This window comes from Mesorhizobium caraganae (assembly GCF_016836705.1).
GTDB lineage: Bacteria > Pseudomonadota > Alphaproteobacteria > Rhizobiales > Rhizobiaceae > Mesorhizobium > Mesorhizobium caraganae.
The window spans coordinates 43,683-55,775 of sequence record NZ_JAFCGY010000015.1 but is presented as its reverse complement, the minus strand read 5'-3'; the positions used below and the strand labels follow the sequence as shown (position 1 = coordinate 55,775).

14 protein-coding genes and 2 pseudogenes are annotated in these 12,093 nt (G+C 64.3%); 6 read left to right on the top strand and 10 right to left on the bottom strand.

Translation table 11 applies throughout. The features are described from left to right. Positions 1-32 precede the first annotated feature (32 nt). The 3 genes from JQK88_RS22590 to JQK88_RS22580 all read right to left on the bottom strand — a co-directional run bounded on the left by JQK88_RS22590 (position 33) and on the right by JQK88_RS22580 (position 2,264). Positions 33-1,037 carry a zinc-dependent alcohol dehydrogenase family protein gene (locus JQK88_RS22590; RefSeq protein ID WP_203279474.1) on the bottom strand — a complete coding sequence of 335 codons (1,005 nt, stop codon included), beginning with the start codon at positions 1,035-1,037 and terminating at the stop codon, positions 33-35. Between the two features lie 49 nt (positions 1,038-1,086). After that, on the bottom strand, positions 1,087-1,359 hold the full coding sequence (locus JQK88_RS22585) for a hypothetical protein (protein ID WP_203279473.1): 273 nt from the start codon (positions 1,357-1,359) through the stop codon (positions 1,087-1,089). 152 nt (positions 1,360-1,511) lie between these two features. Beyond that, positions 1,512-2,264 carry a DUF899 domain-containing protein gene (locus tag JQK88_RS22580; protein ID WP_203279472.1) on the bottom strand — a complete coding sequence of 251 codons (753 nt, stop codon included), beginning with the start codon at positions 2,262-2,264 and terminating at the stop codon, positions 1,512-1,514. A gap of 387 nt (positions 2,265-2,651) precedes the next feature. Between JQK88_RS22580 and JQK88_RS22575 the strand changes: the two genes are divergently transcribed. The 3 genes and pseudogenes from JQK88_RS22575 to JQK88_RS22565 all read left to right on the top strand — a co-directional run bounded on the left by JQK88_RS22575 (position 2,652) and on the right by JQK88_RS22565 (position 5,549). Next, entirely contained in the window at positions 2,652-3,872 is a 1,221-nt protein-coding gene (locus tag JQK88_RS22575; protein ID WP_192248912.1) for a winged helix-turn-helix domain-containing protein, read from the top strand. Positions 3,873-3,905: 33 nt separating this feature from the next. Then, complete coding sequence (locus JQK88_RS22570; RefSeq protein ID WP_192249248.1) at positions 3,906-4,538, top strand: Vgb family protein; 633 nt, start codon at positions 3,906-3,908, stop codon at positions 4,536-4,538. 181 nt (positions 4,539-4,719) lie between these two features. Beyond that, positions 4,720-5,549: pseudogene (locus JQK88_RS22565) on the top strand (aldo/keto reductase). A gap of 6 nt (positions 5,550-5,555) precedes the next feature. On the opposite strand, the gene JQK88_RS22560 reads toward JQK88_RS22565, so the two are convergent. Continuing rightward, the gene (locus tag JQK88_RS22560; RefSeq protein ID WP_192248918.1) at positions 5,556-5,861 is read right to left on the bottom strand and encodes a hypothetical protein; all 306 of its coding nucleotides are present in this window, start codon (positions 5,859-5,861) and stop codon (positions 5,556-5,558) included. Positions 5,862-6,117: 256 nt separating this feature from the next. Between JQK88_RS22560 and JQK88_RS22555 the strand changes: the two genes are divergently transcribed. Beyond that, a complete protein-coding gene (locus JQK88_RS22555) occupies positions 6,118-6,729 on the top strand; it encodes a sulfotransferase family protein (protein ID WP_203279471.1) in 612 nt (203 codons plus the stop codon). Positions 6,730-6,744: 15 nt separating this feature from the next. Here the strand turns inward: JQK88_RS22555 and JQK88_RS22550 are convergent, their stop codons facing one another. The 4 genes and pseudogenes from JQK88_RS22550 to JQK88_RS22535 form a co-directional block, all read right to left on the bottom strand. After that, a complete protein-coding gene (locus tag JQK88_RS22550; RefSeq protein ID WP_203279470.1) occupies positions 6,745-7,485 on the bottom strand; it encodes an SDR family oxidoreductase in 741 nt (246 codons plus the stop codon). 28 nt (positions 7,486-7,513) lie between these two features. Then, on the bottom strand, positions 7,514-8,503 hold the full coding sequence (locus tag JQK88_RS22545) for an aldo/keto reductase (protein ID WP_203279469.1): 990 nt from the start codon (positions 8,501-8,503) through the stop codon (positions 7,514-7,516). A gap of 2 nt (positions 8,504-8,505) precedes the next feature. Beyond that, positions 8,506-8,847, bottom strand: a complete 342-nt coding sequence (locus JQK88_RS22540) for a carboxymuconolactone decarboxylase family protein (RefSeq protein WP_203279468.1) — start codon at positions 8,845-8,847, stop codon at positions 8,506-8,508. Continuing rightward, a pseudogene (locus JQK88_RS22535) lies at positions 8,844-9,253 on the bottom strand ((R)-mandelonitrile lyase). Before JQK88_RS22535 ends, JQK88_RS22540 begins: the two are co-directional and overlap by 4 nt. Before the next feature lie 146 nt (positions 9,254-9,399). On the opposite strand from JQK88_RS22535, the gene JQK88_RS22530 reads away from it, so the two are divergent. Together JQK88_RS22530 and JQK88_RS22525 are read left to right on the top strand one after the other, a co-directional pair. Next, positions 9,400-10,293 (top strand): LysR family transcriptional regulator, encoded by an 894-nt coding sequence (locus tag JQK88_RS22530; protein WP_203279467.1) that lies wholly within the window; start codon positions 9,400-9,402, stop codon positions 10,291-10,293. 182 nt (positions 10,294-10,475) lie between these two features. Continuing rightward, positions 10,476-10,820 (top strand): PQ-loop repeat-containing protein, encoded by a 345-nt coding sequence (locus JQK88_RS22525; RefSeq protein ID WP_203279466.1) that lies wholly within the window; start codon positions 10,476-10,478, stop codon positions 10,818-10,820. Positions 10,821-10,862: 42 nt separating this feature from the next. On the opposite strand, the gene JQK88_RS22520 is transcribed toward JQK88_RS22525, so the two are convergent. Further along, positions 10,863-11,594 carry a DUF2270 domain-containing protein gene (locus tag JQK88_RS22520; protein WP_246749984.1) on the bottom strand — a complete coding sequence of 244 codons (732 nt, stop codon included), beginning with the start codon at positions 11,592-11,594 and terminating at the stop codon, positions 10,863-10,865. 160 nt (positions 11,595-11,754) lie between these two features. Then, positions 11,755-11,985 (bottom strand): hypothetical protein, encoded by a 231-nt coding sequence (locus JQK88_RS22515; protein WP_203279465.1) that lies wholly within the window; start codon positions 11,983-11,985, stop codon positions 11,755-11,757. Positions 11,986-12,093 lie beyond the last annotated feature (108 nt).

Here is a 12,093-nt window from a genome sequence, read left to right as displayed (position 1 = left end):
AGGGACTGGTGGGTTGCGGCAGGATGCGATGGTCAAATTTCGAGGCAAACCTTGCCGAAATGCTTTTGCGTCTCGTAGTGCCTGAAGGCAGCGGCGATGTCCTGCAGCGGAAAGCTGCTGTCGATGACGGGCTTCAGGCGGTTGACCTCTATCGCCCGGATCATGTCTTCCTGGTCGGCCCTGCTGCCGATGGAAATTCCGCTGATACGGATCTGGTTCGAAAACAGCGCCGGGATCGAAACCTCGGCCGCAAAGCCGGTCAGCACGCCGACGAGCGCGATGTGCCCGCCTGTGCGGCAGGCGGCTATCGACTGCGCCAGTGTCGCGGGTCCGCCGACCTCGATCACCTGGTCGACACCGCGTCCGTCCGTCAAATCCCTCGCCTTGCCGCCCCAGTCGGGCACCGCCTTGTAGTTGATGACGTTGTCGGCCCCGAGCCACTTGAGCCTCTCCAGCTTCTCTTCGTTGGACGAGGTGGCGATGACCCGGGCGCCGGCAGCCTTGGCAAATTGCAGCGCAAACAGCGACACGCTGCCGGTGCCGAGGATCAGCACCGTGTCGCCGGGCTTCACCTTGCCGCATGTCACCAGGCCTCGCCAGGCGGTAACGCCCGTGCAGGTAAGCGTTGCCGCCTCGAGATGCGTATAGCCCGCCGGCGCCTTGGTGAAGGCCTGCGCCGGCATGCACACATATTCGCTGGCGAAGCCGTCGAAACTGTCTCCCGGAATGTCGCGTCTTGTCTCTGATGTCATCTCGCCGCCCAGCCACCCGGGATAGAAGGTGCTGACGACGCTGTCACCGGATTTGAAAGTACCGACACCGTCGCCGACGGCAATCACCTCGCCGGCGCCGTCCGACAGCGGCACGCGGCCGTCTGCGAGCGGCACCTTGCCTTGCACGGCGAAATCGTCGCGCATGTTGAGCGAGCAGGCGCGGATCCTGACCAACACCTCACCTGGCCCAGGCCGGGGCTGATCCTCCTCGACCAGGTCGAGCTTGTCCAACCCGCCCGGCGCTCTCAGCCTGACCAGCCTCATTGTGTCTCTCCGACGTGCGGGGTGTTCAGAATGGCAGTGGCGAGCCGGACTATCGCCGGACCGGCCGGCCGGAAATCACACGCAACCATGGCGCCAGGTGAAAGGCGCTCATCAGCAGATACATCACCGGCATGCCCGTGAGCAGGGAGGCATTGGCGCCCAGGCACGACATCATGCTGTCGCCAGTGTGAATGCAGGTAAGCAACGCCATCGCAGCGAAAGTCGGCGCCGCGGCGAGGCACAGCCAGTCGGCGATGCCGAGCGGCGCCGCGCCGGTTGATTGAGGGATCTCGCTGCCGATGCCCGTGCCGATATCGCTCATGGTTCTCATCCTTCGAAAGGTTGGGTTCCTCGCCCCACAAAGTGTGGGAGAGGTGGCTCGGCGAAGCCGAGACGGGGAGAGGGCTGAGCCTTACAAAAGCCGCTCCGCGGCCACCTCTCCCCCGCCGTCGGCGGGGGCGAGGAACTCGGTCCTTACTTGCCGTCCTTGTCGCGGAACGCGGCTTCGCCGGCGGCGGCCACCGCTTCCCATGTCTTGTCGGGCGCGGCGTCGTAATTGTCGTGCCAGTTCCACCAGCTGTAGAGCTCGGTCTGGGGATAGCCTTCGGGCGAGTCCTCCCAGACCTCCTGGCGGCCGAGCGGTGTGGCGTCGAGATAGCTCCAGACCGTGCCCATCTGCTCGTCGCCGCGGCTGTTGATGAAATAGGTGCGATACACCTTCTTGCCGTCCTGGATGAAGACGTTGTGGCCGTGCCATTCGTCGACGCCGAAATCTTTGTCGAAGCTGTCGGTGATTGTGTACCAGGGCATCTCCCAGCCCATCCGCTGCTTCAGGCTGACAATGTCGGCCTGCGGCGCGCGCGAGGCGTAGGCAAGCGTGGTGTTGCGGGCGTTGAGATGGGCGAGATGGCCGACCTGGTCGGCGCCGAGCGAACAGCCGCGGCAGGCATGTTCGGGCCAGCCATAGACGCCGGGTTCGTAGAATGCGCGGTAGACGATCAGCTGGCGGCGGCCCTCGAACAGGTCGAGCAGGCTTGCCTTGCCGTTGGGGCCTTCGAACACATAGGCCTTGTCCACTTCCATCCACGGCATCCGCCGGCGTTCGGCCGAGAGCGCATCCCTGGCGCGCATCGTCGCCTTTTCCTTCACCAGCATCTTTTCGCGCTCGGCTTCCCATTCCTGCCTTGAAACGATTGGCGGGGTCTTCATTGCCACGTGCTTGGTCATTGCTCATCTCCTTTGCCAGTCATTACGCCGTTGCGGCCTGTCGTTGCCTGCTGATCGTGAGGTAGGGTAGGGCCCGGAGGCGGCGAGGGCGGAGTTACAAATGTGACGGGATTTGACGGAGGCCCACCGCAGCAGGGGTGGCGGGGCCGCGCAGTGTGCTCAAGATCCTCGGAAGCAGGCATTGTCAGTTATCTCCAATGAGAAGCTTAAAAATACCATCTGAGATGCTCAGGTTAGCGACTGCCGATATTGCCGTCAACGCCGCCCGAGGTGTCTCCTGCCAGCCCAGATGGCCAGGTTGCCGCCCCGGCTTGCTGCTTGGCGGCGGTGACTTAAGTTAGGGCCATGACCGGCGGAGGTGGGAGTTACAAGTGTGACGGGATTTGAATGGACTCGCTGATCACCGCGGCAGGGCTGGCGCTGGCCGCGGGTGATCCGCTTGCCGCGCTCGACCGCGTCGCCTTGCGCGAGGATGCGCCGGCGCTGGCGCTGCGCGGCATTGCGATGGCGCAGCTCGGCGATCTCGATCGCGCCAAGCTGCTGCTGCGTCGGGCTGGACGCGCCTTCGGTCCGAAGGAGGCGGTGGCGCGCGCCAGATGCGTCGTCGCCGAAGCCGAGATCGCGCTGGTCTCACGTGACCTCGGCTGGCCGGCCAAGGCGCTCGATGCGGCGCGGGCGACATTGGAAAGGCACGGTGATCGGCTGAACGCCGCGCATGCCGGGCATCTCAAGGTGCGCCGCCTGCTGCTCATCGGTCGGCTCGACGAGGCTGAAGACGTGCTGGCCGGGCTCGATCCGGCGCCGCTGCCACCCGCCTCACGCGCCGCGCATGAGCTCGCCGTTGCCGGCATCGCCATGCGCCGGCTCAAGACGAAAGCCGCGCGCGCAGCTCTTGAATGGGCTCGCCACGCGGCTCGCCGGGCCGGCATTCCGGGCCTTATGGCAGAGGTCGACAGTGCCTTTCTGTCACTCGACACGCCGGCGGCTCGGCTGATCGCCAATGGCGCAGAGCGGCCGCTGCTGCTCGAGGAGGTCGAGGCGCTGCAGGCGTCGTCGGCGCTGGTCGTCGATACCTTCCGCTATGTCGTGCGCAGGCAGGAAACCACGGTCTCGCTGGCAACGCGCCCGGTGCTGTTTGCACTGGTGCGAACACTTGCCGAAGCCTGGCCGGCGGATGTGCCGAGAGCGACGCTGATTGCCCGCGCCTTTGGCGGCAGGCACGTCGATGAATCGCATCGTGCCAGGCTGCGGGTCGAGATCGGCCGGCTGCGCGCCGAATTGCGGCCGCTGGCGGGCATCGGCGCGACCAGCCAAGGCTTTGCGCTGGCGCCGCGTCAGGCCGTCGCGGTCGTGGTGCTGGCGCGGCCGATCGAGGAGCGGCACGCGGTGATGCTGGCCTTCCTGGCCGATGGTGAAGCCTGGGCAAGCTCGGCGCTGGCGCTCGCGCTCGGCGCCGGCCAGCGCAGCGTACAACGGGCGCTCGAGCAATTGGCCGAGGCCGGCAAGGTGCAGTCGTTCGGCCATGGCCGGGCGCGCCGCTGGATGACGCCGCCTGTGGCCGGGTTCACGACCACCTTGTTACTCCCGGCACCGCTGCCAAACGGCTAGGAAGGTTCCGTGACCATGATCGAGGACCAGGACATGAAACATTCAGCCGCTGAAATCCTGCGCGAATACGGACCCTTTCCTGATGTCGACATCGTGCATGGCGTGAGCTTCGACGGGCAAAATGTCTGGTTTGCCGCGGGCGAGCGGCTGACCGCCTTCGATCCGGCAAGCGGTGAGACGCTGCGCTCGATCGATGTCGCCGCACATGCCGGCACCGCCTATGACGGCCGGCATCTGTTTCAGCTGGCCGGAGATCGCATCCAGAAGATCGACCCCGACACCGGCAAGGTGCTGGCCACCATTCCGGCGCCCGGCGGCGGTCGCGATTCCGGCATGACCTGGGCCGAGGGCACACTGTGGGTCGGGCAGAACCGGGCGCGCCAGATCCACCAGATCGATCCCGAGACCGGGAAAATCCTGCGCACCATCGAATCCAACCGTTTCGTCACCGGGGTGACCTGGGTGGATGGCGAGCTGTGGCACGGCACCTGGGAAGGCGACCACAGCGACGTGCGCCGTGTCGACCCGCAAACCGGAAAGGTGCTGGAGCGGCTCGACATGCCAGCGGGGAAGGGCGTCTCGGGGCTCGAATCCGACGGCGGCGACCGCTTCTTCTGCGGCGGCGGCCCCGGCGGCATGGTGCGGGCGGTGCGCCGCCCGAGGTAAGGCCGCCGCCGGCTCGAAGCGCATCTGGACCGCCTGTGCGGAGATCACGATTCCAAATCAAGCAGGCGATTTGTCCCCGCCGTCGACTGGCCGTTGCCGATGTCGAGCCTAGATAGGCAGCGGGCGGACCGCTTGGAACAATCCTTGCAACTTGGAACAATCGTCGCATAAGGATCCGAACATGCCTGAACAGATTGCGTTGAACGACGGCTCCGCCATTCCCCAGCTCGGCCTTGGCGTGTGGCAGGTCGATCCGCCGATTACCGCCGGGGTGGTGAGCTGGGGGATCGAGGCCGGCTATCGTCTGATCGACACCGCCGAAGGCTACCGCAATGAGGAGGGGTCGGACAGGCGATCCGTGCCGCCGGCGTGCCGAGAGGCGAGTTGTTCATCACCTCGAAGCTGCGCAACGGCGCCCACCAGCGTGACGCCGCCCTGCGGGCCTTTGGCGAGACGATGGACAAGCTCGGAATCGACCAGATCGACCTGTTCCTGATTCATTGGCCGGTGCCCGGCCAGGGCAAATATGTCGAGGCCTGGAAGACGCTGATCGAACTTCGGCAGGCCGGCCGGACAAGGTCAATCGGGGTTTCGAATTTCAACCGGGACCATCTGGAGCGGATCATCGGCGAGACCGGCGTGACGCCCGTCGTCAACCAGATCGAGCTGCATCCCCGCTTCCAGCAGCGCGGCTTAAGGGAATTTCATCTTGAGCACGATATCCGCATCGAAAGCTGGAGCCCGCTTGGCAGCGGCCGGCTGCTGAGCGACCCGGTCATCGCCGGCATTGCCAGGAAACATGGCAAGTCCGCGGCGCAGACGATCATCAGATGGCACCTTCAGCAAGGCTTGATCGTCATCCCGAAATCGGTTCACCAGGATCGCATCGTCGCCAATTTCGATGTCTTCGATTTCGAACTGGACGCGCAGGACCTCGAGCTCATTCGAGGCCTGGATTCGCCGGACGGCCGCACCGGACCGGACCCCGCAACGGCAGCGTTCCTGTTCTGACCGGCATCAGATACCGGAGCCGTCGAGCAACGGGACGTCTTCGCCTTCCCACGGACTCGGCATGGAAGCCCGGCTCAGATTGGCCGTCGGCAGCGGCATCCAGCATTTCAATTCGGGCTCAGGATATTCGATCACGCGTCCCGGAGACGAATCGGAAGAGCGCCAGCCTTCTGAACCGAACTGGTCGGCGCGCGACCAGTAAGCGAGGTCAACCTCGGCCGGCCCCTGTTCCGACGGCCTCACGGTGACCAGGATGCGGCTGCCATCCTTGGGCGCGCTCGCCATGTGCCGCCAGCGATCGGGTTCGTCCATCTCATGTCCTCCTGCGGTCTGCAATCTGGCTGAATAGTCGCTTCGTGGCCGAGGCCGGTCAACCGATCTTTGTGTGGGACAGATCTATCGTTGGCGGCTAATCTGGCCCGGGCGCAGTCCTGATATATGCGATGAAGAGTGAAGAGTTGCTGCCCACGCGGCGCTTCCTGCGGAGAGGCTGCTGTCGTGCAGCCGCTGAGCGATGCCAACCTGCCAGCTGACCGACCTCCACCGGTTCGAACCAGGGAAGGAAAATATGTCGATCAAGGTGATCGGGACGGGCTTTGGCCGCACCGGAACGGATTCGATGCGCGAAGCGCTGACCATCCTCGGCTTCGGCCCCTGTCATCACATGTCCGAAGTCATCGCCAACGAGGAGCAGAAGCGGCTCTGGCGTGCACTGGCGAAGGGTGCTGCGCCTGACTGGAGCGAGCTGTTTGCCGGCTATGCCTCTTGCATGGACTGGCCATCGGCGCATTACTGGCGCCAGCTGATCGAGTTCTATCCTGATGCCCCGGTCATCCTCACCTGGCGCTCGGCAGGAAGCTGGTGGGAGAGCTTCGAGAGGACCATCCTGGCCGGCATCAGCCAGCTCCAGGATCAGGAGGCGCTGGGCATTTCCCTGATCGCCAAGCAGGTCTTCGGCGGCAAGGCGCATGATCGCGCGACCGCGATCGCCCTCTATGAAGCCAACGTCGCCGCGGTCATGGCGACAGTTCCGCCGGAGCGGCTGCTGGTCCATAAACTGGGCGACGGCTGGGAGACCCTGTGCGCGCATCTGCGCGTTCCAGTGCCCGACCGGCCCTATCCCAACCGCAACGATACCAGGGAATTTCAGGCGCAGTTCGGGCTGAACCGGCGGTGCTGAGCAAGGTCGGCGGCTCTAATATTCCTGCGCCGTCGGCCGAAACAGGATCTCGTTGATGTCGACCTCGTCGGGCTGGCTCATGGCGAATACCACCGTTCGGGCGAAGGAATCGGCCGGTATGGCCACCCGGTCGTAGAGCGCGCGCACGCCTTGGGCGACATCGGCTTCGGTGACGCTGTCCGGCAATTCCGTCGCTACGGCACCGGGCGATATGATGGTGGTGCGGATGTTGTAGGGCTTGACCTCCTGGCGCAGTCCTTCCGAGATGACGCGCACCGCATGCTTGGTGGCGGCATAGACCGCGCCGCCTGGCCCGACTTTGTGGCCGGCGACCGACGAGACGTTGATGATGTGGCCGCTCTTCTGCGTCTTCATGTGCGGCAGGGCGGCGGCGATGCCATAGAGGACGCCCTTGATGTTGACGTCGATCATCCGGTCCCAGTCCTCGACCTTGCCGCGCTCCAGCGGTGAATGCGGCATCAGGCCGGCATTGTTGATGATGACGTCGATGCGGCCATGCGTCTTGACCGCATGGTCGACGAGACGACGGACCTGACCGACATCGGTTACGTCGGTCTGCAGAATGGCGTCCTTGCCGAGCGAAAGCTCACCTGCCAGCGCCTGCAAGCGGTCGATCCGTCGGGCGCCCAGCACCAGCTTCGCGCCTTCTTTCGCCAGCAGCCGTGCCGCTGCCTCGCCAAGGCCGCTGCTGGCGCCGGTGATGGCGACCACCTTGTTCTCGATACCTTGCGTCATGACTTTGCCCTTCTCAATTTCGTCGCGATCAGCGATCGATCCGTGCCGCCTGCTGTGGCGAATAGCGCTCTCCCTGCACTGCAATCGCCGAGACTGCGTTTTCGATGTTGCCAAGATCGTCCGTCGTCAGGGCAACTGCTGCCGATCCGATGTTTTCCTCGAGGCGGTTGAGCTTCGTGGTGCCGGGGATCGGGACGATCCAGGGCTTTTGCGCCAGCAGCCAGGCGAGCGCGACCTGCGCCGGGGTCACCTTCTTCTTGGCCGCGATGACGCCGATCGCATCGACCAGCGCCTGGTTTGCCAGCCTGGCCTCCGCCGAAAAGCGCGGCACAGTGTTGCGGAAGTCGCCGCTGTCGAACGTCGTGTCGGCGCTGATGGCGCCGGTGAGGAAGCCCTTGCCCAGCGGGCTGAACGGCACGAAGCCGATACCCAGTTCTTCGAGGACAGGCAGGATTGCCTCTTCGGGCTCGCGCCACCACAGCGAGTATTCGCTCTGCAGGGCGGCAACCGGCTGCACAGCATGCGCGCGCCGGATGTTGCGCACGCCGGCCTCGGAGAGACCGAAATGCTTGACCTTGCCCTGTTGGATCAGGTCCTTGACCGTGCCCGCCACCTCTTCGATCGGCACGACCGGATCGACGCGATGCTGGTAGAGAAGATCAATGCGGTCTGTCCTCAGTCGTTTGAGCGAGGCCTCCACGACGTCGCGTATATGCTCCGGCCTGCTGTCCATGCCGCTGTGCCCGGCAGTGCCTGCAATGTCGATGCCGAATTTGGTGGCGATCACAACCTGGTCGCGGATCGGCTGCAACGCCTCGCCGACGACCTCCTCGTTCTTGAACGGCCCATAGACTTCGGCTGTGTCGAAGAAAGTGATGCCGCGCTCGAACGCCGCGCGGATCAGGCGAACCGCATCCGCTGTCTCCATCGGAGCCCCGTAGGACTGGCTCATTCCCATGCAGCCCAGCCCGATGGCAGAGACTTCGAGGCCGCTTGTTCCAAGTGTGCGCTTTTGCATTGTCATTGTCCTTGTTTCTCGGTGTCGGCCTGTTCGAAAACCTTCCGGGCAATGCCGATCGCCGTGCTAGCCGCCGGCCATCCGGCGTAGAAGGCGAGATGGGTGATGGTTTCGATGAGTTCGTCGGGGCTGACGCCATTGTCGAGCGCCCGCTTTATGTGGAAAGGCATTTCATTGGTCCGGTAGTTCGAGATCAGGCTGGCGACGGTAATGAGGCTGCGGTCGCGCGGCGAAAGGCCGGGGCGCTTCCAGACGTCGCCGAACAGCACCTCGTCGGTGTATTTGCCGAGCGCGGGCGCGATATCGGAGAACGGATTTTTGGGAACCGCTGGTGCATCGGTCATGATGGCTTAACTCCGTATTGTTCGTCGGTGACTTTCTCCATCCAGTCGACGACCTTGCCGTCGAGCGCTTCGGCGATGGCGATGTGGCTCATCGCCGTGGTTGGCGCCGCACCGTGCCAGTGCTTCTCGCCGGGCGCGAACCAGACTATGTCGCCGGGCGGATCGGCTCGACCGGCCCGCCCTCGCGCTGCACCAATCCGGCACCCGACAGCACGATCAATGTCTGGCCGAGCGGATGCGTGTGCCAGGCGGTGCGCGCACCAGGCTCGAAGGTCACGGTGGCGCCGCCGACACGGGCAGGCTCGCTGCCATTGAACGGTGCGTCGATGCGCACCGATCCGGTAAAATAATCGGCACGGCCCTTCGCCGAGGGCTGCGAGCCGCTTCGCTTGATGTCCCCATGGATTTGTTCCTTCTCGATGCCAGCGGGAGATGGCCGCCGTCTTTGCCCCCGCCTTGGACTGCCCGATTTGTGATGGAGCCTATTTAGGGCCTGCGATTATCCACGATTAGGTGCTATATCCGGCATGAACCTATGAGGAGAGCTCATCAATGCCGCGCGACAATCTGAATGAGCTCACCGCCTTCCTCGCCGTCGCGCGCGAGAGGAGCTTCACCAAGGCTGCGGCCAAGCTCGGCGTCTCGCAATCGGCGCTCAGCCACACGTTGCGCGCGCTGGAGGAGCGGCTCGGCGTGCGGCTTCTGACCCGCACCACGCGTAGTGTGTCGCCGACCGAGGCCGGCGAACGCCTGGCCCGCACGATAGGCCCGAGGCTGGACGAGATCGAAGCCGAACTCGCGGCGCTCAGCGAACTGCGCGAAAAACCCGGCGGCACCATCCGCATCACCGCCGGCGAGCATTCGGCGGATGCGATCCTTTGGCCGGCCTTGGCGAAGTTCCTGCCCGATTATCCCGACATCAGGGTCGAAATCATCGTCGACTATGGCCTGACCGATATCGTTGCCGAGCGCTATGATGCCGGCGTGCGGCTTGGCGAACAGGTAGCGCGCGACATGATCGCCGTGCGCATCGGCCCCGACATGCGCATGGCGGTGGTTGGGTCGCCAGCTTACTTCGCCACGCGGCCAAAGCCGCGCACGCCGCAGGACCTGACGACCCACAATTGCATCAATCTGCGCCTGCCGACCTATGGCGGACTCTACGCCTGGGAATTCGAAAAGGCCGGACGCGAGTTGAAGGTGCGCGTTGAGGGCCAGTTGGTCTTCAACACGGCGGCACTGCGTCTGAATGCCGTGCTAGCGGGGCTTGGCCTTGCCTATCTGCCCGAGGATCAGGTGACGGCTCAACTGGCCGACGGTCGGCTGATGCGGGTACTGGCCGACTGGTGCCCGCCCTTTCCCGGCTACCATCTCTATTACCCCAGCCGCCGCCAGGCGACGCCTGCCTTCTCGCTGCTTGTCGATGCGCTGCGCCATCGCGGCTGAGCCACACGCGTCGGCATGCCTTCGGCGAAATAATCGCATCCTTCTCGGACGCTGCAGCCAAGCCGGTGCGTTAGCGCGGGGTGCCGGGCCGCAACAGGAATTCGAACCCGGCATGTGAACGGGCTCACATGCCGCGCTTGCAAGGAACGGTATGGGACGTCCGGCCTTACAGGGGGATTCGGATGACGCTAGCCGATCTGTCTTTCTATCTGTTCACCATTTTCAACGGCTTGCGCGTGGTTTCTTACCTGCCGCAGATCGTGCGGGTTGCGCAGGACAAGCATGGCGCGACGGCGATTTCCTACGCGACCTGGCTGTTGTGGACAGCCGCCAACGCCACGACCGGACTCTATGCCCGCATCAATCTCAACGATCCCGCGCTGGCAGCGATCAACTGGCTGAACGCCGCCTGCTGCGCCCTGGTCATCGCACTCACCGCACACAAACGTCATCGCGCACGCCCTCGGGTTGAGGAGTCCGCAACCCGGCCGGAATCGACCGCAATGATGGTCGACAATGTCTGCTGAAGATCAGCGCAGCAGAACCGAATTGCGCTTTCGCGACTATGTTCAGACATGCACGGTGCCATGCGACAGCTCGCCCTCGTCGCTCGAGATGAGGAAAGCGGCGGCAAGCATGCCGACATAGAGCAACCCGACCAAGCACACCACATAGATGCCCGGAACAGCGCCCAGCTGCGCCACGCGCGCGGCATCGAGAAATGACGCGCCGAAGCCGATCGGCGATCCTTCGCGCTGCAGGCTGGGCGTCGTGATTTTCAGCACCCAGGCCAGCGTCAGGATCGTGTACATAAAAATGTAGTTGCGGCGCAGCCGGCGTACCAAAGCCGCGCGCTGCGAGATCAGAAAGCGTGGCGAACGCAGGCCTTCGCCGACGATGGCCAGCCAATTGGAGGCATAGTCAGGCTGCGGCGAGAAGATCTGCGCGAAATAATAGCGCTCGAATTGGCGCACCCTGGCCCGGTAGACGTCGAAGAAGCGATAGCGCCGCGCCTCGATCCACAGAAGCAGCGTGATCAACAGCATGGCGAACAGCAGCACGCCGTGATGGGCGCTGGGTGTCGACAGCGAGACAGAGAGCATGGCGGCGACGACGGTGATCGCCCAGTTGCTGGTGCGGTCCAGACGGTCGCGCCAGCCGGCCATGCGGGCGATTTCGGCGCGGTGGAAATGTGACATGGTGGTCGCGAGTTCCGATGAGGTGAGCTTCAGCGCGAACGCATCGGAGGCCCGCGGCGCTGCTGCCGCTTCGACTGGCTTCACAGTCTGGACCTGGGACATCCCTTTGCCATGCGCCTCCCAACGCCATGGCCGGCCGAAACGACGCCGGCCACTCCCCAAAAAACACAACGCGCGGTCGGCTGAAACGTTCCAGCCTCTTTCCCTGGAGGGTTTATGCGCTCAGCCATACCCGCTCGGCTACGCGATCGAATGCGGTGCGCTAATGCCCGCTTCCCGCGACCTTTTGCCGGCGAGACCTGACAGCTTCCAGCAGTTCGTGCTCGCCGGTGTGAGCATTTCGAAAAATGGCCACAACCATCACCGCCAGGATTTCGGCGTCCGGATCCAAGGGGTTGAGATGTTCATCCGCGCAGACCTGATCGAACACGCGTTCGCAAATAGCCAGATCGTGAGGGCTGAGGCAGGTGCGATTGAAACGCAGACGCGGCATTTGTGCGAATCTTTCAGGGCCCGCCGCGCGCTGCGGCGGGCTTTTACCGACGAATCGCTGAGGCGATGGAATGCTCCAGCGATAATACCGTCGAAGGTATATTGCGGT

What these genes read in the sequence shown, in the direction of transcription:
- JQK88_RS22590 (WP_203279474.1), bottom strand. Translation starts at nt 1,037, where the DNA reads ATGAGGCTGGTCAGGCTGAGAGCGCCGGGCGGGTTGGACAAGCTCGAC.
- JQK88_RS22585 (WP_203279473.1), bottom strand. Translation starts at nt 1,359, where the DNA reads ATGAGCGATATCGGCACGGGCATCGGCAGCGAGATCCCTCAATCAACC.
- JQK88_RS22580 (WP_203279472.1), bottom strand. Translation starts at nt 2,264, where the DNA reads ATGACCAAGCACGTGGCAATGAAGACCCCGCCAATCGTTTCAAGGCAG.
- JQK88_RS22575 (WP_192248912.1), top strand. Translation starts at nt 2,652, where the DNA reads ATGGACTCGCTGATCACCGCGGCAGGGCTGGCGCTGGCCGCGGGTGAT.
- JQK88_RS22570 (WP_192249248.1), top strand. Translation starts at nt 3,906, where the DNA reads ATGAAACATTCAGCCGCTGAAATCCTGCGCGAATACGGACCCTTTCCT.
- JQK88_RS22560 (WP_192248918.1), bottom strand. Translation starts at nt 5,861, where the DNA reads ATGGACGAACCCGATCGCTGGCGGCACATGGCGAGCGCGCCCAAGGAT.
- JQK88_RS22555 (WP_203279471.1), top strand. Translation starts at nt 6,118, where the DNA reads ATGTCGATCAAGGTGATCGGGACGGGCTTTGGCCGCACCGGAACGGAT.
- JQK88_RS22550 (WP_203279470.1), bottom strand. Translation starts at nt 7,485, where the DNA reads ATGACGCAAGGTATCGAGAACAAGGTGGTCGCCATCACCGGCGCCAGC.
- JQK88_RS22545 (WP_203279469.1), bottom strand. Translation starts at nt 8,503, where the DNA reads ATGCAAAAGCGCACACTTGGAACAAGCGGCCTCGAAGTCTCTGCCATC.
- JQK88_RS22540 (WP_203279468.1), bottom strand. Translation starts at nt 8,847, where the DNA reads ATGACCGATGCACCAGCGGTTCCCAAAAATCCGTTCTCCGATATCGCG.
- JQK88_RS22530 (WP_203279467.1), top strand. Translation starts at nt 9,400, where the DNA reads ATGCCGCGCGACAATCTGAATGAGCTCACCGCCTTCCTCGCCGTCGCG.
- JQK88_RS22525 (WP_203279466.1), top strand. Translation starts at nt 10,476, where the DNA reads ATGACGCTAGCCGATCTGTCTTTCTATCTGTTCACCATTTTCAACGGC.
- JQK88_RS22520 (WP_246749984.1), bottom strand. Translation starts at nt 11,594, where the DNA reads ATGTCCCAGGTCCAGACTGTGAAGCCAGTCGAAGCGGCAGCAGCGCCG.
- JQK88_RS22515 (WP_203279465.1), bottom strand. Translation starts at nt 11,985, where the DNA reads ATGCCGCGTCTGCGTTTCAATCGCACCTGCCTCAGCCCTCACGATCTG.